The sequence below is a fragment of the Dolichospermum heterosporum TAC447 genome (assembly GCF_024584745.1).
GTDB lineage: Bacteria > Cyanobacteriota > Cyanobacteriia > Cyanobacteriales > Nostocaceae > Dolichospermum > Dolichospermum heterosporum.
The window spans coordinates 2,054,268-2,075,736 of record NZ_CP099464.1; the positions used below are offsets into that span (position 1 = coordinate 2,054,268).

Sequence of the window (21,469 nt, forward strand, 5' to 3'; positions counted from 1 at the left end):
TAGATTTAGCTATCAGCGAGTAAAAACTGGTAAAGATGAAAGTCCTGGTTATTGGTGGTGATGGGTATTGCGGTTGGGCAACCGCGCTTTACCTTTCTAATCGAGGTTACGAAGTTGGAATTTTAGATAGTTTGGTGCGGCGACACTGGGATAATGAACTGGGTGTAGAAACCCTTACCCCAATCGCACCAATTCAGAAACGTCTCCAGCGATGGCAGGATTTGACTAGTAAGTCTATTGATCTGTTTATCGGCGATATTACTAATTACGAGTTTCTGCACAAAGCTTTACACGAATTTCAACCAACTGCGATCGTGCATTTTGGTGAGCAGCGTTCAGCGCCATTTTCCATGATTGACCGTGAACACGCTGTTCTTACCCAAGTCAATAATGTGGTTGGTACGTTGAATTTGCTGTACATCATGCGGGAAGATTTCCCAGATTGCCATTTGGTGAAATTGGGAACAATGGGTGAGTATGGAACTCCCAACATTGATATTGAAGAGGGATACATCACGATTGAACATAACGGACGTAAGGATACTTTGCCCTATCCGAAGCAGCCTGGTTCTATGTATCACTTGAGTAAAGTCCATGATAGTCATAATATCCACTTTGCCTGCCGGATCTGGGGTTTAAGGGCTACAGACTTAAATCAGGGGATTGTTTACGGTGTCCTAACCGAAGAAACGGGGATGGACGAACTGTTAATTAACCGTTTGGATTATGATGGTGTATTTGGTACAGCACTGAATCGCTTCTGTATTCAAGCTACCGTGGGACATCCTCTCACTGTCTACGGTACAGGTGGACAAACTCGTGGCTTCTTGGATATTCGGGATACGGTGCGATGTATTGAATTAGCGATCGCTAATCCTGCTGAACCGGGAGAATTCCGTGTGTTTAACCAATTTACCGAACTATTTAGCGTCGGTGATTTGGCGATGATGGTGAAAAAAGCCGGCAACGCTATGGGATTGAATGTGGATATTAACCACATAGATAACCCCAGAGTGGAGAAGGAAGAACACTATTTCAACGCCAAAAACACCAAACTCTTGGATTTGGGTTTACAACCTCACCTGCTCTCTGATTCCCTACTTGATTCGCTTTTAAACTTTGCTGACAAGTATCAGAACCGAGTTGATCACAAACAGATTCTCCCCAAAGTCTCTTGGCATAGAAAATAGAAAATAGGAGTTCAGGAGTATGGCTAACGCCACACTATGCCTTCGGCACACTACGTGAACGCTATCAGGAGTTTAGGAGAAAGAAGGAACAAGAAAGAAATCTTCTCTCCTGTCCTTCTCTCCTGTCCTTCTCTCCTGTTCTTCTACTCCTATTCTGAACTTCTGCAACTTCTGTAACTTCTGAACTTCTGATAATTTGATATGCGAATAGCCCTATTTACAGAAACCTTTTTACCGAAAGTTGACGGCATTGTTACCCGTCTTCGTCATACCGTTGACCATCTTCAACGTCTTGGCAATCAAGTTTTGGTATTTGCCCCTGAAGGTGGCATCACTGAACATAAAGGTGCGAAAGTTTACGGGGTTAGTGGCTTTCCCTTACCTCTTTATCCAGAGTTGAAAATGGCACTGCCTCGCCCTGCCATTGGTCACGCTTTGGAAGAGTTTCAACCAGATATTATTCATGTTGTTAATCCCGCAGTTCTCGGACTATCAGGGATTTTTTATAGTAAAGTTCTCAAAATTCCTTTGGTGGCTTCTTACCATACCCATTTGCCCCAATATCTGCAACATTACGGATTGGGGATGTTAGAAGGATTACTATGGGAGTTGTTAAAGCTCGGTCATAATCAGGCGGAGTTAAATTTGTGTACCTCTACGGCGATGGTAAAGGAACTTTCCACCCATGGGATTGAAAGGTGTGATTTATGGCAACGGGGAGTAGATACAGAATTATTTCATCCTGATTTAGTTAGTGCGGAAATGCGATCGCATCTTTCCCAAAATCATCCAGATAGCCCTTTATTATTGTATGTTGGTCGTCTTTCTGCTGAAAAGGAAATCGAACGCATTAAACCAATTTTAGAAGCCATTCCCAATGCCAGATTAGCATTAGTCGGCGATGGACCTCACCGTCAAGTTTTGGAAAAACACTTTGCTGGGACAAATACTTATTTTGTCGGTTATCTCATGGGTAAAGAATTAGGTTCTGCCTTTGCCAGTGCTGATGCTTTTATTTTTCCTTCCCGCACAGAAACACTCGGATTAGTGCTGCTAGAAGCTATGGCTGCCGGATGTCCAGTGGTAGCAGCCCATTCTGGAGGCATCCCTGATATTGTCACAGATGGTGTAAATGGATATCTTTTTGATCCACAAGCTGATATTCAAGAGGCAATTAATGCTACTATACGTCTGTTAAAACAACGGCAGGAAATAGCTATTATCCGTAAAAACGCCCGTGCCGAAGCAGAGAAATGGGGATGGACATCGGCTACACAACAACTGGAAGATTATTATCAAAAAATAATTTTAAGCAGTAGGGGCAGGGTTTCCCCGCCCAGGAGTCAGGAATCAGGAGTCAGGAGTCAGAAGTCAGGATAAGAGTTCTATATGGCTGACAACTTAAACTTCTTCAGGACCGTTACTTGGAAAAGGTTGTTCACCGATTTTTAGTTGCTTTTTTGATTGTTTCAACTGTTTCCAAAGTAACTTAATCTGATCATAAGCCTCATCTGGTGAGATTTTGCCACCAGTTTCTAAATTGCAAATATAACTAACCTTTTGGGCAAATTCCTGCAAATTCGCATTAAATACCAAGTTTTCTGGTTTGACATGACCATAATAGCGACCACGGGGATAGAGAAAATCTTCTTTGCTCATCATTTTTTTTCTCCATTGACTCAACTGCTCTATAAAACTTATATAATACTGACAGCCCAGCGTGCCTTAAGCTATACATTCCTGTTTGTTTCCCCTGTTGGTGATCAAAATAGATGGATAGCTCTGTCTTCATAGCTCCTCTACTTTTTCAGAATGGAATGATAGATAAAACTATTACATCCTGCTGATAGTTTAGAGTGGCGTGAGCCATAGGTGGGGCTTTAGGACAGTTATTCACGTTTAGTTATTCTCTAATTTATTAACAACAGATTGTATTAAATTCAATATGTTATTAATATATCTCTTAAGATAGATTAATACATTCCTTTTTGCAATACTTGGCAAAACTTTCCTTGTAAACTATAATTATACATTCAAATTAGAATAATTGAAAATACAAGTATTTGATGACTAAATAGGGTTCGCGGAAGAAGTCTTTTCCTTAGGGCTAGTACCGCAAAGCGGAAGTCAAAAGTCAAAGGTCAAAAGTAATATTAAGCAAGCTTTTTGACGATTGAGAATGGTTGGTGTATTTACGCCGCAGTGTAATAGGAGTCAGGGGGAAGAAAGAAGATTCGGATCATTAAGTAGTGAGACAGAATTAATTACACAATGTCATTGCGTAAGCGTTGCGTGGCGTTAGCCATATGGAACGAAGTGAAATGAAGCAATCGCCAGGGTTGTGATTGCTTCCCTTCCCTCGCAATGACTGTAGATATTTTTGTCCAATTACTTATATTCCCGACTTCTCTAAGAAGTCGGGAATATGAAGTATCAATTGTAATTTACTATCTACACAGATGTACGAGTTGCTTCTAGTAAACTGGAAAAGTAAAACTTTGTTCGCGCCATAGCTTGCCGTTGGATTGAAAAGCCATTTTTTTCCAAGATTTTGATGACATCAGCTTTAGGATGTAAATAAGCGCGAGTGGTTTTACTCGGACCAGGAAAGAAAGTACCGATTTTTTTGAGGATAGTCAGGAAGAAAGTTTTAGGCGCAAAACTGAGAATAATCCGTGATTCTGCTAAAGAACACAAATGAGAAATCATCTCGTCAGCTTTTTCTTGAGGGTAATGAATCAGAACATCCAAACAGATAACAGTATGGTAATTACCACTCAAAGATTCCAAATCCTCTACCGCAAAAGAGGGGTTTACAGTATTTGACAAAGCCATTACAGCCCTATCCTGAGCTTCTGATACCATTTTGGCAGAAATGTCGCTGGCATAGACCTTAGCACCACTCATAGCTAGAGGAATACTCAGACTACCGACACCACACCCAGCATCACAAATTGATAATGATGGTAAATTGTTGTCAGCTTTTAACCAGCCGATGACATTATCTACAGTTTGTTGATGTCCAGTGCGAATATCTAGCTGAACCTTGTTGACCTCACCATCACCATAGATGCGTTGCCACCGATCAAAACCTGTGGAATTGAAGTATTCGCGGACTATTGTTTTATCGTCGGCTGCGTTCATAAACTCAATTTTAAAATTATCATTTGTCATACCAATTATATGTGAGGCTGCACAGAATCATGAAATCCATGAATTTATCCGTCTTTATCTGCGGTCAATTATTCTTGAAGTCTTATTCTATGCAGCTTCATCTGAATTTGGTATTAGTAAATTCTCAACGACAAAAATTCCGGCTAGTTTAGATTCTTAAAAACTTACTAGCTAATTTAATCGCGTCCATAATGTCTACATCACCATTACCGTCAGCATCTAGAAATTTATTGAGTAATGGATTACCACCAGATTGTAAAAAACTCAAAATTAAAGGGACTAAAGTTGGTAATAATTGTTGAATTGTATTCACATCTAAGCTAGTACCCTGAGCAGCATTTTCCGCTACTTGTGCTTGGATATCTGGAGAAAATAAGGTATCTACAGCTTGGAAATCGGCTGAAGTTCCGGCAAATTGATTTACCAACTCTTGTACGGCTTCACTTCCGTCAGTAGCTTGTTTTGCCTGCAAAGATGATTGTACTTGTTTACCAACAACTGATAGAACTGATTGCATGGTGACAGAGTCTGAGCCAATGCCATTACCTAATTGTTTAACTGTGGTAGCAATATTTATCAAGTTATCCAAACCACCTGGCTGATTGGAATTACTAACTGCACCAAGAATTTGATCAAATAGCCCCATTAATTTTTTCCTGTTGTTTTTAATATCTCTAATTATCAATGATACAGCAAAATCAAGTAATCACCAGTTATAAATCAGGAATAAAGTCAAAATCATTATATTGATGAATAAGTAATCGGTAAAGATATAGTAAATTATGTACCTTGAAAGGAATCAGAATAAAAGGTAATTTTTCTCTGATGGGTATCATCGGTAAAATTCTGGATTTTGATGAGATTTTTCTTGTATAGTATCAATAGGATTACTTAAAATTTTCATAAAAACTTGATATGATAATTTTGTATAACCATAATCACTATTTGTAAAAGTTTCGTTGGTAAATTAGCAAATAAGAGACATTATTGATGGACTAAGATTGCCTTTTCTCTGGCTGTTTGAAAATAGCTATTGCCTACTAATCACCCTCCAGATATACCTAAAACTGCTATTCCCAGAGAAAGACTATACCCCAGGATAACTTTTTGCTGATCCTCCCGCGGAAGAATAAGCTGTTGTGCATTTAGTTTGTATAATTCTAGCGGGCAAGATGCCCGCACTACAAAGTTCAAGTAAATTATGGTTATCAAATTTAGCTGCGTAACAGCTTAATTTCTTAAAAGAGCTAAAATGTTTAAACTCAGAGATAAAATTCATCTAAACCTCCAGGAGACACCCACCAAAACTGTACTCAGTTTGGTGATGGGAGGAATGGAGGGTTAATTGTGAAACGTCCCTTGAGTAATTTTGTGCGCCAGCACAAACAATGAAAGGAACAGTTGAGCAATTAACAAATCTTTGATTTTCCATATTCGTAACCGTCCTTTTTGTGAGTCTAGTGGTCTTTTTTCAGTGTCTAAGGGAACACCAAAAAATAAATTACCCAATTTTGTGGGATGGGCATCCTGCCCGTCCCTGGTAATTAGCGGGCAATTCGTCCCGCACCACAAGAAACTTTTGGGGATTTTTTTAATTGGAAGTCCCTAAAACAAATACTTTGGACATAATATTTTGCTCCGAAGAGCCTCCCATTTCTGGGGTAATGTTAGCTTTGACAATGTTAGAGGTCGGTAACTATCTTAAAAGCACTGGTTTAACCCTTAAGCCTGTTTAACTTTTAAGTTCTAGAGCAGGGAACTAGCTACGCATCCCCTGGTAGGTCTTTAACTCTTACCTCTAACGTAGTTCGGTTAAGAACTGAGTCTGGTCAACTAGGCTTTTACAAGCTCTCACTTACCCGAAGGGAAGTGATGGGTGGTTGACATTGTAACTTGGCATTTAACTTTCCCATGAATTGAGAGCAGGTAGAAAATGGAGAATTTAACAGTCAGTCAATCAGGCAACACTACACATACACTTAAATATTAGTTTATCAAAAATTGTTGCTTTTTAGTTTCTAGCTGAGAAAACCACTATACAGGTAATAACTTCTATCCTTCATGCCTTTGTCTCGTATTGTTACACTAATTGTTGGCCTAATCGTCATTTTGGCGTTAACCCTATGGCTAATTGATTCTCTTTCCCGCTTGTACTGGCAGTTGTCCTATTCGCCGTTGTTGGGTAATTTACTATTATTACTGCTAGTTTTACTGATTGGTGGTTTGATTGCTGCGTTTATTTATTATGTATTGGTGCTGCGGCAGGGGGAGGAAAAATCCCGTCGTCAACGTCAAAGGGTGACTTCTGCCCAAATTCCAGCAGCTAAATCGGATGCGGCTTCTTCTACTTTGCAAGCGGTACGTCAACAAGTAGCCCAAATTCAAGATGAGGTGACACGCCAAGCTTTACTGAGTCGGACTAAGGAAATTGAGGCGAATTTAGCGAGAGGGGAAATTCAGGTTGTTGTTTTTGGTACTGGTAGTGCTGGTAAAACTTCTTTGGTGAATGCGATTATGGGGCGGATAGTTGGTGAAGTGAATGCACCAATGGGGACGACTCAGGTGGGAGAAACCTATTGTTTACGGTTGAAGGGTTTGGAACGGAAGATATTAATTACTGATACTCCAGGGATTTTAGAACCGGGGGTGGCGGGTACGGAACGGGAACAATTGGCTAGGGCTTTGGCGACGGAGGCGGATTTGTTGTTATTTGTGGTGGATAATGATTTACGCCGTTCTGAATATGAGCCATTGCGGGGGTTGGCGGAAATTGGTAAGCGATCGCTTTTAGTTCTAAATAAAACAGATTTATACACTGAAACTGACATAGAATCAATCTTGGCGAGATTACGGGAGCGAGTACGGAGTTTTATTGCTACTAATGATGTGGTGGCGATCGCTGCCAATCCCCAAATAGCCCAATTAGAAACTGGCGAAACTTTCCAACCGGAAGCGGATATTATTCCTTTGTTACGGCGTATGGCTTCCATTTTACGCGCTGAAGGTGAAGACTTAGTGGCAGACAATATTCTCTTACAGTCTTTACGCTTAGGAGAAGAAGCCCGTAAAATGATAGATTCTCAGCGTCGTCGGCAAGCTGATAAAATTGTTGAGAGGTATCAATGGATTGGAGCAGGTGTGGTTTCTGTCACCCCATTGCCAATGGTAGACTTACTCGCCACTGCGGCGGTTAATGCTCAAATGGTAGTAGAAATTGGTAGGCTTTATGGTTGCGATTTAAACATGGAAAGGGGCAAGGAATTAGCCCTATCTTTAGGAAAAACTATTGCTGGTTTAGGGATTGTCAAAGGGGCAATTGAATTATTATCAACTGCTTTGCAACTCAATGTGGCTACTTTTATTGTGGGAAGAGCAATTCAAGGGGTGACAGCCGCATATTTAACCCGCATTGCTGGGAAAAGTTTTATTGAATACTTTCGTCATGATCAAGATTGGGGTGATGGGGGGATGACAGAAGTTGTGCAGCAACAATTTCAGATTAATCGCCGCGATGAGTTTATCAAAGTTTTTGTGCAAGAAGCGATCGCTAAAGTCGTCAAACCATTAACTGATACCTTTGCAGAAAAAGAAGATCATAGGTAAAAACACTGAAATAATTATTAAATATTTCACATACTGAATTATTTTCTATAATTCCGGAAAATAGTAGCCGATGTCAGAAAAGATATAGAAGGATTTCTGAGTAATTAGATCATGAATAACCAAATGATCGGCAAACTATTACAAGAGCGTTACCAAATTGTTCAACCACTTAGTGCCGGAGTGTTTGGGCAAACATTTATCGCGGTAGATATGCACCATCTAGAAAAACCTAGATATGTTGTTAAACAACTCAAAGTTAACAACTATCAATCTACCTCCTATTTTGACTATCTCAGACTACGGTTTTTAACAGAAACTGAAACTCTCAAACACTTAGGTCGCCATCCCCAAATTCCCGAATTAATTACCTGCTTTGAAGAAAATGAACGTTTTTATTTAGTACAACAATTTATTCCTGGAGAGTCTTTAGCAGCAGAATTACCAACTAGCCCCCAAAGCTCAAGTAAATGGAGTGAAATTGACGTTATTAAATTTCTAGAAGATGCCCTATATATTCTCGAATTTGTTCACTCTCAAGGCTTTATTCATTGCGATATTAAACCAGAAAACCTAATTAGACGAGCTATAGATGCCAGATTAGTATTAATTAATTTTGGCTCAATTCAACCAATAGATTTTAGTATTGAAACCGAATTATCCATAGATCAAATTCCTGTAACATCCTTGGGTTACATTCCTCCAGAACAATTCATTGGTCAAACTCAACCCAATAGTGACCTTTACTCCTTGGGCATAATTGCTATTCAGGCTATTACAGGACTTGCACCTCTGCAATTAGAAATTGATCCCAAAACCAATGAAATTATCTGGTGTGATGATGATACCCAAATTAATGATTATTTAATTGCTTTCCTCAATCAGATGATCCGTTATCAACATCAAGAACGGTTTCAATCCGCTCATGAAGCACTATGGGTACTCAAGCATATAGAATGGGTAAATAACCCAGCAGAAATACAAATATCAGAATCTCAATTATCTTATCAAACTATTGAAAAACCACATCAAAAATCCCAACCATTACTAGCAAAATTAAGATTAGGCTTATTAATTAATTCCGTTTTATTAGGGTTAGGAGTATATTCTTTATTTAATAATTCTCAAGCTTACTCAGCCACAGAAACTTTATATAAAGCCATAGCCAAATATCAATCTGGAGACCTACAAAAAGCAATTAATTTGGCTCAGTCAATCCCTCTTGATAGTAATATTTATGCAGAAGCACAAGCCTCAATTGAAGAATGGCAACAGCAATGGCAAAAAGACGCAGAGCATTATATTTCAGCAGAAAAAGCATTCAAAGAAAGTCGGTGGACAGACGTATTACCTCACGCGGCTAAAGTTACAGTTAATTCCTATTGGCAAGCAAAAATTCAGCCCCTAGTTGAACAAGCAAAAGTAAATATCGAAGCCCAAACACAAACATTATTAGCCAAAGCCTATGCAAAAGCTGAAGAAAGAGATTTCTCAACAGCTTTATATTACTTACAACAAATACCTGAAGAAAGCTCCGCTGGCACTATAGTTAAACAAAAATTAGCTGAATATAATCAAAAACGTCAAGTTAGATCGGGATATTATGTATATCAAGCCCACAATCAAGCATCTGTAGGTGACTTTTTTGGAGCAATTAAACTCCTGGAAAGAGTTCCCAAAGATACTGATGTCTATGCACAAGCAAGAGTCAAACTACAAGAATATTCCCAAAAGTTACGTCTACGTAATCAACAACAAGAATTAGCGACACTAAAAACAGTTCCTGTTATTGAAGTACAAAACACACCTACCGATAAACGCGCCGTTGAGCGTAGAGTATTTTTGCAACCAGAAGATTATTTACAGGAAGTAAATATTCGTAATTAGGGTTTGCTGATAGTCATTGGTGTCATGAGTTTAGATAATACAGTATCTAATTACGTAAATTCCCCAGTCACCTGGGCTGATTTGCTTCCCTGTCATCATAGCATCGCACTTCAGCAACAGCAAGAAGAAAAAGAGCAGCTAGAAGGAGCAATAAGTATGCTAGATGATAAACCCAGAATGGCGGTGGAGTTAGTATTTGTTAAACAATTAACTCGCAAGGATGCTGCTAAGAAGATTGGGGCTACACCAATGACAGTAACATGATATCTGCAAAAAGGTTTGCAACAGTTGATTACTTATTTACAACCAACCTCCATTGCGACTGGATCTTAAAATATTCGTAAAAATACGGAGATTTGTGGTTTTTGGCATTTTGGCATTTTTTCGACCTGTTACATTGCTATTGTGGGTACGCGAATGTCTTTGTGCGATAATTCCGACTTGCAGAATCCCTCGGTCTATAACCGTCTATAACCGGGGGTCTTTTTTGTCTATTCAATTAGATAGAAATGAATTAATTTTAAACGTTTCTACGGATAGATATAACTATATAAAAATAAAGTTAAATTCATAGGTGAACTAGTCCACATTCCAATGTCTTTAATCATAGCCTCCAGTGGTTTTCAAGCTGGAGGTAATTTTTTATCAATCTTTTCTGATAAAGGTTTGAATGATAAATCTCCATCTACATCATTGAAATACTTTTTCTAGATTATCTTGTTCTTCTTGTAATAAAGTAGTTATCTGTGTATAATCATTAGATAATGAGGCTCGATCAAGAGTAGCTATTAACATATCAAATTTATGTACTTCTTTGGTGTTACCATGAGCTAAAACTAGAGGACGAACAGATAACCAAGTGTGATTGATATTTTTCGCGGTTTTACCCAACCAATGTTTGTTTTCTGTGGGAATCCAGATTTCTAATTCGCGTTCATAATAGTTTAATAAAGTAACTTCCACTGGTATTTTTTCTGGAGAATTTTTATTCATTTCAGCTATGATAAAAGTAATTTGATTAGAAGTACGCATTGCCATTTGTGAGTTTTTATTGGCAATAGCGGTATCTAATGTATCAATTTTATTAGTTAGTTTTTTTAATTGCAGTATATTTGGTTGAAAGTTTGTTTCTAAATCTTTAATAAAATTTTGTATTTTTTTTGTTCTCATCTCGTGCTTTTCGCCAATGATGAGATTTTGCTAATTTATAAATCTGTTGACTGGATTGAGATATTTTAGCTAGATTAGCTGCAAAATGATTTTTATTTTCATAACTAGTAATATTTGGTAATTCTTCTAGAAGGAGGTGCTTAATTTGTAGTTCTTGCTGTGGCGATAAATTGCTATATATATAATTATTCTGAATTAATTCCCAATTATTAATACTATCGTTACTTTCTATATTATTGTCATGTTGAACCATAATTGCAATTGGCGATCGCACTTCATGATTAAATATAACTTTTAGTAAGCCATAACATCCTAATATGACTAACAAAGGTGCAAAAATAACTATTTTTATCAACTTTTTCATCGCCGTAAATTCAAAACAAATATTAATGAAATCATAAATTATAATTGTCAAGAAGTTGAAAAGATTAAATCTGTAAAGTCTACGGCTTTTATATACCCTGAGCTTGCCGAAGGGTGATAACACAGTTAAAAAGCCGCTATCCCAAAGAATACAAGTTTGTGCAGGGATCTAAATTTGTCTATAAATATCAATAACCGTGTGTTACACGCTATTAAATCTCAGTCAATATCCTGATAGAGGAGTCGCCGAGAAGCGTACACTCACCTGAGAGGGAGTGCGTGGAGTATATCACTACCCATTGGTGTCAACTTAACGTAAAACCTGTAGCCCGCTTGGGAATGATAGCGTGGCGTTAGCCATATTCCCAGTCTAATAGCAAAAGTTGTCTGAAGATGACTAAAAATCCCCAGTTTACTTTAGTAAACTTTAGCTAAAAGCCTGTGAAATTCATTTCTGGGCGGGGCTGTCAGCCAAACAAATAAGCTAAGTAGTGAGACAGAATTAAGTACACAATGTCATTGCGTTAGCGCAGCGTGGCGTTAGCCATGTGGAACGAAGTGAAATGAAGCAATCGCCAGGGTTGTGATTGCTTCCCTTCGCTCGCAATAACTGTAAATATTTTTGTCCAATTACTTATCTGTAGCTTAAGTTGACACCAATGATCACTACTAATGCTAGTGAATGGGAGTCTCAACTAATGAATACTTTACAAAAAAGGGCGAACGACGGGATTCGAACCCGCGCGTGGTGGTACCACAAACCACTGCCTTAACCACTTGGCTACGCTCGCCATTCAATTTACTTCTGTAAGTCTAGCACGACCTGAGAAAAATGATCAAGTTTTTTGCCAGAAATTAGATAATTTTCTTGGTAGTCTTTAAAAGATTAACCACTATACTGGGTCGAGCTAGAAATGAAACCTTTAACTATGATTATATGCGTAGGAGCAGTGGGCGTTACTGTTCTAGGGGCAATTATGGCGAAAACTAACCCTAATCAGGAGGAGTATGAAAAGTATGCAGTCCAAAAGCTGACAACATACTTGGAAACTGATGTATGTAAAAAAACACCAAGCTTTTTGGAAAAGTTAATTAAAGTTAATTGTGAACAGTTGCTTAATTCCGCTACGCCACATATTAAGGAACTGATTACTACTACTACTAACCGACAAGACTATATGATGTTTAGTATTTACCGGACTCAAATCAAACTGGATGCTTGGATACCAGGGTACAAATTTGAAACGGTGGGGGCATTAAATCAATTTTATACTTATAATGCTGAGGAAAAATAAATCGGCGTAAGTCAAATGAAGACTTAATATACAAGTAGTTCTGAAAAATAACTACTAGGTGATGAGTTTTTGTACTAACTGTTTGTACCCGCAAAATCCTGATGATGCGTGTTTTTGTATTAAATGTGGTAAGTTAATTTTACTTAAAGAGCGCTATCGTCCCCTTTATGCTTTAGGTAAGGGTGGTTTTGGGAGAACAATCTTAGGGGTGGATGAACATATTCCTTCCCAACCGCAATGTGTAATTAAACAACTCTGTTTTCCCGAGGAAAATCCAGCCGATTTTAAAAAAGCGGTGGAATTGTTTCGGCAAGAAGCAGTGCGTTTAGATGAGTTGCATCATCCCCAAATTCCTCAGTTGTTGGCATATTTTGAGCAGGAAAATAGGTTATATTTAATACAGGAGTTTATCTCAGGACAGACTTTGTCCCAGGAATTACTACAAGCAGGGGTTTTTAATCAGGGGAAAATCCAGAAATTACTGCAAGATTTATTACCTGTGTTGGAATTTGTGCATAGTCATCATGTGATTCATAGAGATATTAAGCCGGAAAATATCATGCGAAAATCTTCTGGGGGAGATTTGGTGTTGATTGATTTTGGTGTGGCTAAGTTTATTTCTGCCACTGGGATGATGAAAACAGGAACAACTATTGGTAGTCCTGAATATATGGCTCCTGAACAAATGCGGGGTAAGGTGTTACCAGCTAGTGATCTTTATAGTTTGGGTGTGAGTTGTATTCAGTTGTTGACGGGGATTTCTCCTTTTGATTTATATGATGATACAAGCGATCGCTGGGTTTGGCGAGATTATTTACTTCCAGAAAATCAGGTTACACCACATCTGGGTGGAATTATTGATAAACTCATTCATAATGCTTTGGCTCAACGTTACAAATCTGCACAAGAAGTCCTAGCAGCAATAGAAATAAAAACACAAACAGGGAAGAAACAGCAACCTACTACTCTCCGTTCTGATACCAGTGTTAATTACCAGCAGTTACGTGATTTCCTGGCATGGAAACAGTGGGAAAAAGCAGATAAAGAAACTTGGGCGTTAATGTGTCAAGCTTTATCTAAATGGAGAGTTACTTATTTATCTAATAGTGATTTGGAAAGTTTGCCTTGTCAGGATTTACAAATAATCGATCAATTGTGGACAAAATATAGTCAAGGACATTTTGGTTTTAGTATTCAAACCCAAATTTATTATAGCTGTGATACCGACTATGCCCAATTTTGTAGTACGGTAGGTTGGTATTTGCCCTATGCTACTTCCCCCCGACAACAATTATCTTTTAAGTTATCTGCACCAATAGGTCATTTACCTTCTCACTTTTGGGCTAGTGGTACTCAGTTAGGAAAACACATGAAAGCTTTAGCTGCAAAGGTGGCAAGCTGTTACAATTAGTTTAAAATGGATATCCCAGCGTTAATGTCTTTTTCTGTAGTAATAGCGAGGTAATGTCAACACAAGTTGTAATAGGAAATATTAATCCTGTTGTATTAGAAAAATTACAGGGTTTAGCTCAAAGCCATAACCGCAGTTTGGAAGATGAAGTTAAGACAAGTTTAGAAAATTTTGTAGAGGCTGAAGTAGTCAATCAAGAAGTTTCAAGTTACATTTTGAAGTGTGATATGTAAGTGATTTGTGGTATTATTAAGAATGGACTTACATCATTAAGTATAATAAAGATTGTTATTGTCCAATAAAATAATCCTGATAATAAGTCTAATTTTTAATGGCAATAAAATGATTCAACCCCGTAAACAGTTTGCTCAACATTGGTTAAAAAGTGATAAAGCTCTGAACGCAATTGTCCAAGCGGCTAATTGTCACGAAACTGATAAAGTTTTAGAAATTGGTCCGGGTACAGGAATTCTCACTCGTCGGTTATTACCGCTGGTGAAATCTCTATTAGCCGTAGAAATTGACCGAGATTTGTGTAAGTTACTGGCTAAACAATTGGGGGAAAAAGAAAATTTTCTCTTGCTACAGGGAGATTTTTTAACTCTTGATTTACCATCGCAATTAACAACATTTACTAATTTTCAGAAGCAGAATAAAGTTGTTGCTAATATTCCTTATAATATTACTGGACCAATTATTGAAAAGTTACTGGGGACGATTTCTCATCCTAATCCAGAGCCTTTTGATACGATTGTTTTGTTAGTACAGAAAGAAGTAGCCGAAAGATTATATGCTAAACCGGGTTCGAGAACTTTTGGGGCGTTGTCGGTGCGGGTGCAATATTTGGCGGATTGTGAGTTAATTTGTACTGTTCCGGCGGCGGCATTTGTGCCTCCACCCAAGGTAGATTCGGCTGTGGTGCGGTTGAGTCCTAAACAAATCGGAATTCCGGCTCATGACCCCAAAAAGTTAGAAACTCTGGTGAAATTGGGATTCGGGTCAAAGCGAAAAATGTTAAGAAATAATTTACAATCGGTAATTGAACGAGACAGCTTGACTCAATTACTGGAACAATTGGGAATAAATCCTCAAGTTCGCGCTGAAGACCTTGGTGTTGCCCAATGGGTATCACTGGTAAATACTATAAGTAATTGAACAAAAATATTTACAGTCATTGCGAGCGAAGGGAAGCAATCACAACCCTGGCGATTGCTTCATTTCACTTCGTTCCATATGGCTAACGCCACGCTGCGCTAACGCAATGACATTGTGTAATTAATTCTGTCTCACTACTTAGGAAATCGGGAATAGTTCTCTTGACTATTGCCTCTTGCCTCTTGCCTCTACTAAATAACCGTTATGCGTTCTTACAGTTTAATTGCACCTGCCAAAATCAATTTGTATTTGGAAATTATCGGGAGTCGTCCTGATGGGTATCATGAATTAGCAATGATACTCCAAAGTATAGATTTATCCGACCAAATTGATATTCATTCGTCCAGCACTGAAAATATTCGCGTTTATTGCAATCATCCCCAAGTACCTACAGATAAAACTAATTTAGTTTATCAAGCGGCGGCATTAATGGCTAAGGAATTTCCCAAAGCTTTTAGTAATTTTGGTGGTGTGGATATTACTATCAAAAAGCATATTCCTGTTGCTGCTGGTTTAGCGGGAGGTTCTAGTAATGCCGCAGCAGTGTTAGTGGGAATGGATTTACTTTGGAATTTGGGATTAACTCAATCAGAATTAGAAGAATTGGGTGCTACTCTGGGTTCAGATGTGCCATTTTGTATTGGTGGGGGAACGGCAATTGCTACTGGTAGAGGTGAACAACTTTCTCCTTTGCAAAGTTTGGATAATTTACATATAGTTTTGGCTAAATATCGCAGTTTGGAAGTTTCTACACCTTGGGCATATAAAACCTATCGGCAACAATTTGGGATTGATTATATTCAAGATTCGGAAGGTTTAGCGGCTCGTGCTAGTGCTTTTCATTCAGAAGATATGGTGAAAGCTATCTTGAATAAGAATACAGAAAGCATTGCCCGAAAACTACATAATGATTTAGAGAAGGTTGTTTTACCAGCTTATCCTCAAGTATGGCAACTACGGGAATTATTCGCCAGTCAACCTGGGGTTTTAGGGACAATGATGTCGGGTTCTGGTCCTTCTGTGTTTGCTATTGTTGAATCTCAAAATCAAGGGGAAATAGTTAAGGAACGGATACGTGAGTCTATTCCTGATGAGGATTTGGAATTGTTTGTCACCCATGCCATTAAACATGGAATTAAAATCGCTCAATAAAATTGCCTAATTTATTACTTTGCTATGAATCAACCGCAAGAAACGCCATCAGTAGATAGTTCTAATCAAGTCCAAGCAACTCCTTTACGCTGTATAACTGGGTCTGTGATATCGGGAGGATTTGCATTTGCTACTTATTCTTTAATGATAGCGATCGCCACTACTTTTGCCAATAAACCCACCCATTCTGATAACCAAACTGTGATCAACATTGCTTCTGCCGTGCGTACCCTAGTTGTAGGTATAGTAGCCTTGGGAGCGGGAATATTTGGGTTAGTTGCATTAGGTTTATTCGCCTTATCAATACAACTTTTTATCCAGCAATTGAGCAATACCAAAAGTAGTTAGTTTTATCTAATAGGAAATAGGGGGAGTCATTTTTTCTGACTTTTAATTAGAGGATGTTTGAAAAGTGGTATCCCGTAATTTTCATCACATTACTACCCCCCTTTCCCCTTGTAAAGGGGAGGGTTAGGGAGGGGTAAAAAATATTTGATACATCAACCATAACTTTTCAAACACCCTCTTAGGGACTTCCAATTAAAAAAATACCCAAAAATTTCTTGTGGTGCGGGACGAAAAGCCCGCCAATCATTAAGGACGGGCAGGATGCCCATCCCACAAAATTGGGTAATTTATTTTTTGGTGTTCCCTTAGGGTTTGCTGAAAAAGTTGTCTGTGAGGGCTAGAAGTATGGCTAACGCCACACTGTGCTATCAGAAGGTAGGGGCGCAGGGTCTGCGCCCATTCGGGAGTATGGCTAACACCACGCTACGCTATCAGCAAACCCTAATTAGGCGCAGTCCCTGCGCCTCTACCTCCTGACTTAACTCCTCCCCGCAGGTACAGGGTTGAGTAATCGTGAGCGATTTTGCCTAAATTGCAACTTAGTCTTTATCGAATCTGAATTTAACTGATGTTTTTTTCGCCAATTTCCGGGAGATAACCCATAATGTTGGCGAAACTGTCGAGAGAAATGAGGAGCATTTTGATAACCTATTTCAACAGCAATTTCCTCAATTGTGTGATTAGTATTTTCCAATAAAGATAAGGCTGCTACCATGCGCCGTTTCACAATCCAAACATTTATTGGCTTTCCTGTTTGTTTACCAACTTGGTTAGTTAAATATGCAGAAGAATAACCTACAGCTTCGGCAACATCAGAGGAAGTAATTCCTTCTTGATAGTTAGCTTCTATATAATCGAAAATTATTTTTAAATGGGGAATATCTGGAAAAATTGACGGAGAATTTGCTGATGTATTAGGTAATTCTGTTGATGTTAGTTGATTGGGATTTGTTGCATACCAATATCTAAAAAGAGCCTGTTTTTGTAATCTAATATCAACGGCTCGCAATAACTCATCCGTTGTTACAGGTTTAGTTAAATAATCATCTGCTCCCAATTCCATTGCTTTTCGTAAAGATGCCTTTGTATTAATAGCAGTCAAAAAAATAAAAGGAGTAATTGCTGTTAATGGATCTTCCCGGAGGTGATTTAATAAGGTATAACCATCTATGTCTGGCATTACTAGATCACAAATTACCAAATCAGGTAAATATTTCTTGATTAATTGCAGTCCAGTTATACCATTTTCTAAACCTATGGCATTATAGCCTTGAGAGTGAAGACAATCTAAAACAAAATTGCGGTTGACAATATCATTATCAATGACGATAATTCTTTTTGTTTCGTACATAACTATTCCAATCACTAGATTTTGTTATTTTTAGCCGTTACTAAACTCTGTAACGATTTGCGGAAAAATTTTGGATATAAATAGGGCAAAAGGAAACATAAAATTCGAGTAAAGAGTTAATAAAATCTTGATAATTGCTATTGTTTCAATTGGTATTAGTAATTGAAACAATAGCAGATTTATGTTTAAGCTTGAATAAATCTGATTTTATCAATAAAAAGTAAATACGTTCAACTTGGTTGCATGAAAAAACTAATGGTTGTTTTTATTACTTTTCACCTGAGTCACCCGGAAAAATGAACCTAATTCCATACCAATACTTGTCGGTTAAGCTCAAAAAATAGAATTACGTAGGTTGGGTTGAGAAACGAAACCCAACATTTATAAGCTTTTTTTGGGTTACGCTGTCGCTTGACAATCAAGACAGTCGCTACAAAAACTCTTAACCGAACAGTATTGAACCTCATACAATTGCCATATTGTCAATTAATATCTGTATAAACTTTGGGATGGTGAGATTTGATAAATAGGTAAATTGTGAGTTATTTACCTGATTTTCCGAAATTTAGTCTCTTTTGCATTCAACTATGAAAGAAGATACAAGGTCATCTGTCGCCAGGAATATCTTTCTGCCCCAAATTAGCTGCTAATCATTTAGCATCCTCCCCAGGGTAGATAAATGATTGATTAAATTTATATATAACTATCAGCAAGAATCACTAAACGGCAAAATTAGAAAATCTGGAATAGATAAAAGTTAAGAAGCAACATAAAAGGAGTAATGATTTTACTAATAATCACTTACCAAGTATTAAACTGAACGAAACAATTTTTAACTTGATTATACGAAAAAATTAACCTAAAAAAACAAGAAAATAGTATATAATCACGGCTAATAAATTTACACTTAAAAATCTAACATTTTGACAGTTAATTAGGGCTAAAAAATAAGAGCGAAAAAATTATCAAGTTAATCAAAGAATAATTCATGTATTGAAAGAGTAACTTTGGGTAGTCTTAAAAAAGAGGCATGAAAAAATCTCAAAACCATTAGATGATTCTTATTTTCAACAGGAGTGCATATTATGAGTCAAAATTTTAGCGATTATCATTCGTCGGTTAACAAAAAAATTAAGACTGAACAAATAGAGCAAATAATCAAAGCAATTATTGCGGGTAAATATTCTTGGGCTTGTGTTCTAGTTTTACAATTTGCTGGTTATAATCCTATGGACTATATACCCTATCGTACTTATATCAGATTACTTAAAACTAACTGCTTACTTGGTAATTCTCAGCAAAATTAACTTCCTATGAGAAAAGCTGAAGGATTTGATGGAAAATTAAAGTAGTTGCGTTTTTAAATCTGAATTTGTGAAAATTCTTTCTGGAAAATAAAAAGGTAAGGTGAAGATTCATCAAAAAAAATATGATTATTGTGCAGAATTCATGAGCTACCCAACCACAATTTATAATCATCAAATGCAAACAATTATTCAAGAAATTGTGTGGCAGAAAAAACTAGAAGTTGCACAAATGCAACAAGATATGTCCTGGGCTTCCTTGCAACGTCAATTAAGTGCTGCTCCTACTGTGCGTGACTTTTTTACGGCTTTGCAATTGAGTATTTATAAACCTAGTTTAATTGCAGAAGTGAAAAAAGCATCACTTTATCATAGTGTAATTAGACCAGATTTTGACCCAGTTACTATTGCTCAAGCCTATAAACGAGGAGGAGCATCTTGTGTATCTGTTTTTACCGATCAAAAGTTTTTTCATGGTGGTTTTGATCATCTACGTGCTATCAGATATCGGGTAGGAATACCTCTACTTTGCAAAGATTTTATCATTGATCCTTGCCAAATTTATTTAGCCCGTTCGGCTGGTGCAGATGCAATATCATTAATTGCTGCTATTCTTACAGATAAGCAATTACAAAACTTTTTACGAGTGATTCATTACTTAGGTATGAATGCTGTTATCCAAGTTCATAACTTAAATGATTTGGATAGAGTTTTAGCTTTAGAAGATGTGAGGATAGTTTCTATTAATAACCAGAGTTTAGGTGATTTTAGCATTAATATTAACACCACTCAGGAATTATTGGCAGCTAGGCGATCGCAACTTCAAAAACTGGGAATTTTAGTCCTTAGTGAATCAGGGATAGAAACCCCCGATGATTTATCGTTTGTGGCTGAATGTGGTGTACAAACAGTGATCATCGGAGAATCTTTGCTCAAAGAAAATGATTTGGAACTAGCTGTCAGAAATTTACTGCAATCGAAATTCCCCATTCATTATTCAGAGGAATTAAAGATTAGGTAATAATTGACAATTACGGATTGATCATAGTAAGGGTTTCCACCAATCACTACGGCTGAGATACCATTCTACGGTTAAACGTAAACCTTCTGTAATTGTTACAGATGGAGTCCAGCCAAATTCTGTTTTTAGCTTATTGGCATTAATGGCATATCTTCGATCATGTCCAGGTCTATCCTTCACAAAAGTAATTAATTTTTCCGCTGGATATACTGGTAAATCTGGGGCTAATTCGTTCATGATTGCACATAAATTTTGTACCAGACTGATATTTTCAACTTCGTTATTGCCACCAATGTTGTAATTTTCTCCTGGTTTTCCTTGATGGATTACCACATCTAACGCCCGACAGTGATCAACTACATACAACCAATCGCGGACATTTTTGCCATCACCATAAACAGGTAATTCTTTACCAGTTAGAATGTTAATACACATCAAAGGAATTAGCTTTTCAGGAAATTGAAAAGCACCATAATTATTAGAGCAATTAGTGATAATTGTCGGTAATTTATAAGTATGATAATAAGCTCGAACTAGATGATCACTCCCAGCTTTGGAAGCGGAATAAGGACTATTGGGACTATAGGCTGTAGTTTCTGAGAATGCCGGTTCATCTGAGGTGAGACTACCATAAACTTCATCGGTAGAAACGTGGAGAAATAGGTAATTACTAGGTTGGTTTTGTGCTTGCCAATATTGACGAAAAGCTTCTAATAAAGTAAAAGTTCCCACTACGTTAGTTTGGACAAATGCAGCGGGTCCGGTGATGGAACGATCAACGTGAGATTCGGCGGCAAAATGAGCTATAGTATCTATATTTTCTGCTAAAAGTAATTTGTCAACTAGAGAGCGATCGCTTATGTCCCCCTGCACAAATCGGAAATTCTCTTTGGCTTCAACAGAGGCTAAATTATGGCGATTTCCAGCGTAGGTAAGAGCATCCAGTACCACGATTCTATCATTTGGATGAGCCTGACACCAATGATGGACGAAGTTCGCGCCAATAAACCCAGCACCTCCAGTCACCAGTAATCGTCTATTCATGAGA

21 protein-coding genes and 1 tRNA gene are annotated in these 21,469 nt (G+C 37.7%); 13 read left to right on the forward strand and 9 right to left on the reverse strand.

Annotated elements, in window-relative coordinates; all coding sequences use genetic code 11:
- The first annotated feature begins 35 nt into the window (after window positions 1-35).
- Entirely contained in the window at window positions 36-1,190 is a 1,155-nt protein-coding gene (locus NG743_RS09095) for an NAD-dependent epimerase/dehydratase family protein (protein ID WP_027403808.1), read from the forward strand.
- A 201-nt stretch (window positions 1,191-1,391) separates the two neighbouring features.
- Window positions 1,392-2,570, forward strand: a complete 1,179-nt coding sequence (locus tag NG743_RS09100) for a glycosyltransferase family 4 protein (RefSeq protein ID WP_027403809.1) — start codon at window positions 1,392-1,394, stop codon at window positions 2,568-2,570.
- Between the two features lie 21 nt (window positions 2,571-2,591).
- Here the strand turns inward: NG743_RS09100 and NG743_RS09105 are convergent, their stop codons facing one another.
- The 4 genes from NG743_RS09105 to NG743_RS09120 all read right to left on the reverse strand — a co-directional run bounded on the left by NG743_RS09105 (window position 2,592) and on the right by NG743_RS09120 (window position 5,200).
- A complete protein-coding gene (locus NG743_RS09105; protein WP_027403810.1) occupies window positions 2,592-2,849 on the reverse strand; it encodes a DUF7219 family protein in 258 nt (85 codons plus the stop codon).
- Window positions 2,850-3,641: 792 nt separating this feature from the next.
- Window positions 3,642-4,334, reverse strand: a complete 693-nt coding sequence (gene bchM, locus NG743_RS09110; RefSeq protein ID WP_027403811.1) for a magnesium protoporphyrin IX methyltransferase — start codon at window positions 4,332-4,334, stop codon at window positions 3,642-3,644.
- A 178-nt stretch (window positions 4,335-4,512) separates the two neighbouring features.
- Window positions 4,513-5,010, reverse strand: coding sequence for a DUF937 domain-containing protein (locus NG743_RS09115; RefSeq protein ID WP_027403812.1), 498 nt, complete (start codon window positions 5,008-5,010; stop codon window positions 4,513-4,515).
- Window positions 5,011-5,077: 67 nt separating this feature from the next.
- Complete coding sequence (locus NG743_RS09120) at window positions 5,078-5,200, reverse strand: hypothetical protein (RefSeq protein ID WP_257121879.1); 123 nt, start codon at window positions 5,198-5,200, stop codon at window positions 5,078-5,080.
- Between the two features lie 1,225 nt (window positions 5,201-6,425).
- Here NG743_RS09120 and NG743_RS09125 point away from each other — a divergent pair.
- From NG743_RS09125 to NG743_RS09135, 3 genes are all read left to right on the forward strand, one after another.
- Entirely contained in the window at window positions 6,426-7,967 is a 1,542-nt protein-coding gene (locus NG743_RS09125) for a YcjF family protein (protein WP_257121880.1), read from the forward strand.
- Between the two features lie 111 nt (window positions 7,968-8,078).
- Entirely contained in the window at window positions 8,079-9,851 is a 1,773-nt protein-coding gene (locus NG743_RS09130; RefSeq protein ID WP_257121881.1) for a serine/threonine-protein kinase, read from the forward strand.
- 24 nt (window positions 9,852-9,875) lie between these two features.
- On the forward strand, window positions 9,876-10,115 hold the full coding sequence (locus NG743_RS09135; protein WP_193963018.1) for a hypothetical protein: 240 nt from the start codon (window positions 9,876-9,878) through the stop codon (window positions 10,113-10,115).
- A 426-nt stretch (window positions 10,116-10,541) separates the two neighbouring features.
- Here NG743_RS09135 and NG743_RS09140 read toward each other — a convergent pair whose 3' ends face one another.
- The 3 genes from NG743_RS09140 to NG743_RS09150 all read right to left on the reverse strand — a co-directional run bounded on the left by NG743_RS09140 (window position 10,542) and on the right by NG743_RS09150 (window position 12,175).
- Window positions 10,542-11,021, reverse strand: a complete 480-nt coding sequence (locus tag NG743_RS09140) for a hypothetical protein (RefSeq protein WP_257121882.1) — start codon at window positions 11,019-11,021, stop codon at window positions 10,542-10,544.
- On the reverse strand, window positions 10,990-11,385 hold the full coding sequence (locus NG743_RS09145; protein WP_027403818.1) for a hypothetical protein: 396 nt from the start codon (window positions 11,383-11,385) through the stop codon (window positions 10,990-10,992). Before NG743_RS09145 ends, NG743_RS09140 begins: the two co-directional genes overlap by 32 nt.
- A gap of 717 nt (window positions 11,386-12,102) precedes the next feature.
- Window positions 12,103-12,175 (reverse strand) — tRNA-His (locus NG743_RS09150).
- A gap of 123 nt (window positions 12,176-12,298) precedes the next feature.
- Between NG743_RS09150 and NG743_RS09155 the strand changes: the two genes are divergently transcribed.
- From NG743_RS09155 to NG743_RS09180, 6 genes are all read left to right on the forward strand, one after another.
- A complete protein-coding gene (locus NG743_RS09155; RefSeq protein WP_027403819.1) occupies window positions 12,299-12,679 on the forward strand; it encodes a DUF4359 domain-containing protein in 381 nt (126 codons plus the stop codon).
- 61 nt (window positions 12,680-12,740) lie between these two features.
- The gene (locus NG743_RS09160) at window positions 12,741-14,090 is read left to right on the forward strand and encodes a serine/threonine-protein kinase (RefSeq protein WP_027403820.1); all 1,350 of its coding nucleotides are present in this window, start codon (window positions 12,741-12,743) and stop codon (window positions 14,088-14,090) included.
- Between the two features lie 53 nt (window positions 14,091-14,143).
- The gene (locus NG743_RS09165) at window positions 14,144-14,323 is read left to right on the forward strand and encodes a hypothetical protein (protein WP_035082693.1); all 180 of its coding nucleotides are present in this window, start codon (window positions 14,144-14,146) and stop codon (window positions 14,321-14,323) included.
- A 109-nt stretch (window positions 14,324-14,432) separates the two neighbouring features.
- Complete coding sequence (rsmA, locus tag NG743_RS09170) at window positions 14,433-15,245, forward strand: 16S rRNA (adenine(1518)-N(6)/adenine(1519)-N(6))-dimethyltransferase RsmA (RefSeq protein WP_027403821.1); 813 nt, start codon at window positions 14,433-14,435, stop codon at window positions 15,243-15,245.
- Between the two features lie 204 nt (window positions 15,246-15,449).
- On the forward strand, window positions 15,450-16,397 hold the full coding sequence (gene ispE / locus NG743_RS09175; RefSeq protein WP_027403822.1) for a 4-(cytidine 5'-diphospho)-2-C-methyl-D-erythritol kinase: 948 nt from the start codon (window positions 15,450-15,452) through the stop codon (window positions 16,395-16,397).
- Between the two features lie 24 nt (window positions 16,398-16,421).
- A complete protein-coding gene (locus NG743_RS09180; RefSeq protein ID WP_027403823.1) occupies window positions 16,422-16,745 on the forward strand; it encodes a DUF3082 domain-containing protein in 324 nt (107 codons plus the stop codon).
- Window positions 16,746-17,223: 478 nt separating this feature from the next.
- On the opposite strand, the gene NG743_RS09185 is transcribed toward NG743_RS09180, so the two are convergent.
- Window positions 17,224-18,096 (reverse strand): response regulator transcription factor, encoded by an 873-nt coding sequence (locus NG743_RS09185; RefSeq protein WP_257121883.1) that lies wholly within the window; start codon window positions 18,094-18,096, stop codon window positions 17,224-17,226.
- A 1,085-nt stretch (window positions 18,097-19,181) separates the two neighbouring features.
- On the opposite strand from NG743_RS09185, the gene NG743_RS09190 reads away from it, so the two are divergent.
- Together NG743_RS09190 and NG743_RS09195 are read left to right on the forward strand one after the other, a co-directional pair.
- Window positions 19,182-19,403 (forward strand): HetP family heterocyst commitment protein, encoded by a 222-nt coding sequence (locus NG743_RS09190; RefSeq protein WP_027403825.1) that lies wholly within the window; start codon window positions 19,182-19,184, stop codon window positions 19,401-19,403.
- Window positions 19,404-19,545: 142 nt separating this feature from the next.
- Entirely contained in the window at window positions 19,546-20,421 is an 876-nt protein-coding gene (locus NG743_RS09195) for an indole-3-glycerol phosphate synthase TrpC (protein WP_027403826.1), read from the forward strand.
- A 21-nt stretch (window positions 20,422-20,442) separates the two neighbouring features.
- Here NG743_RS09195 and rfbB read toward each other — a convergent pair whose 3' ends face one another.
- Window positions 20,443-21,465, reverse strand: coding sequence for a dTDP-glucose 4,6-dehydratase (gene rfbB, locus NG743_RS09200; RefSeq protein ID WP_027403827.1), 1,023 nt, complete (start codon window positions 21,463-21,465; stop codon window positions 20,443-20,445).
- Window positions 21,466-21,469 lie beyond the last annotated feature (4 nt).

Coding starts and splice junctions, on each gene's coding strand:
- NG743_RS09095 (WP_027403808.1), top strand. CDS start 36: ATGAAAGTCCTGGTTATTGGTGGTGATGGGTATTGCGGTTGGGCAACC.
- NG743_RS09100 (WP_027403809.1), top strand. CDS start 1,392: ATGCGAATAGCCCTATTTACAGAAACCTTTTTACCGAAAGTTGACGGC.
- NG743_RS09105 (WP_027403810.1), bottom strand. CDS start 2,849: ATGAGCAAAGAAGATTTTCTCTATCCCCGTGGTCGCTATTATGGTCAT.
- bchM (WP_027403811.1), bottom strand. CDS start 4,334: ATGAACGCAGCCGACGATAAAACAATAGTCCGCGAATACTTCAATTCC.
- NG743_RS09115 (WP_027403812.1), bottom strand. CDS start 5,010: ATGGGGCTATTTGATCAAATTCTTGGTGCAGTTAGTAATTCCAATCAG.
- NG743_RS09120 (WP_257121879.1), bottom strand. CDS start 5,200: ATGATACCCATCAGAGAAAAATTACCTTTTATTCTGATTCCTTTCAAG.
- NG743_RS09125 (WP_257121880.1), top strand. CDS start 6,426: ATGCCTTTGTCTCGTATTGTTACACTAATTGTTGGCCTAATCGTCATT.
- NG743_RS09130 (WP_257121881.1), top strand. CDS start 8,079: ATGAATAACCAAATGATCGGCAAACTATTACAAGAGCGTTACCAAATT.
- NG743_RS09135 (WP_193963018.1), top strand. CDS start 9,876: ATGAGTTTAGATAATACAGTATCTAATTACGTAAATTCCCCAGTCACC.
- NG743_RS09140 (WP_257121882.1), bottom strand. CDS start 11,021: ATGAGAACAAAAAAAATACAAAATTTTATTAAAGATTTAGAAACAAAC.
- NG743_RS09145 (WP_027403818.1), bottom strand. CDS start 11,385: ATGAAAAAGTTGATAAAAATAGTTATTTTTGCACCTTTGTTAGTCATA.
- NG743_RS09155 (WP_027403819.1), top strand. CDS start 12,299: ATGAAACCTTTAACTATGATTATATGCGTAGGAGCAGTGGGCGTTACT.
- NG743_RS09160 (WP_027403820.1), top strand. CDS start 12,741: ATGAGTTTTTGTACTAACTGTTTGTACCCGCAAAATCCTGATGATGCG.
- NG743_RS09165 (WP_035082693.1), top strand. CDS start 14,144: ATGTCAACACAAGTTGTAATAGGAAATATTAATCCTGTTGTATTAGAA.
- rsmA (WP_027403821.1), top strand. CDS start 14,433: ATGATTCAACCCCGTAAACAGTTTGCTCAACATTGGTTAAAAAGTGAT.
- ispE (WP_027403822.1), top strand. CDS start 15,450: ATGCGTTCTTACAGTTTAATTGCACCTGCCAAAATCAATTTGTATTTG.
- NG743_RS09180 (WP_027403823.1), top strand. CDS start 16,422: ATGAATCAACCGCAAGAAACGCCATCAGTAGATAGTTCTAATCAAGTC.
- NG743_RS09185 (WP_257121883.1), bottom strand. CDS start 18,096: ATGTACGAAACAAAAAGAATTATCGTCATTGATAATGATATTGTCAAC.
- NG743_RS09190 (WP_027403825.1), top strand. CDS start 19,182: ATGAGTCAAAATTTTAGCGATTATCATTCGTCGGTTAACAAAAAAATT.
- NG743_RS09195 (WP_027403826.1), top strand. CDS start 19,546: ATGAGCTACCCAACCACAATTTATAATCATCAAATGCAAACAATTATT.
- rfbB (WP_027403827.1), bottom strand. CDS start 21,465: ATGAATAGACGATTACTGGTGACTGGAGGTGCTGGGTTTATTGGCGCG.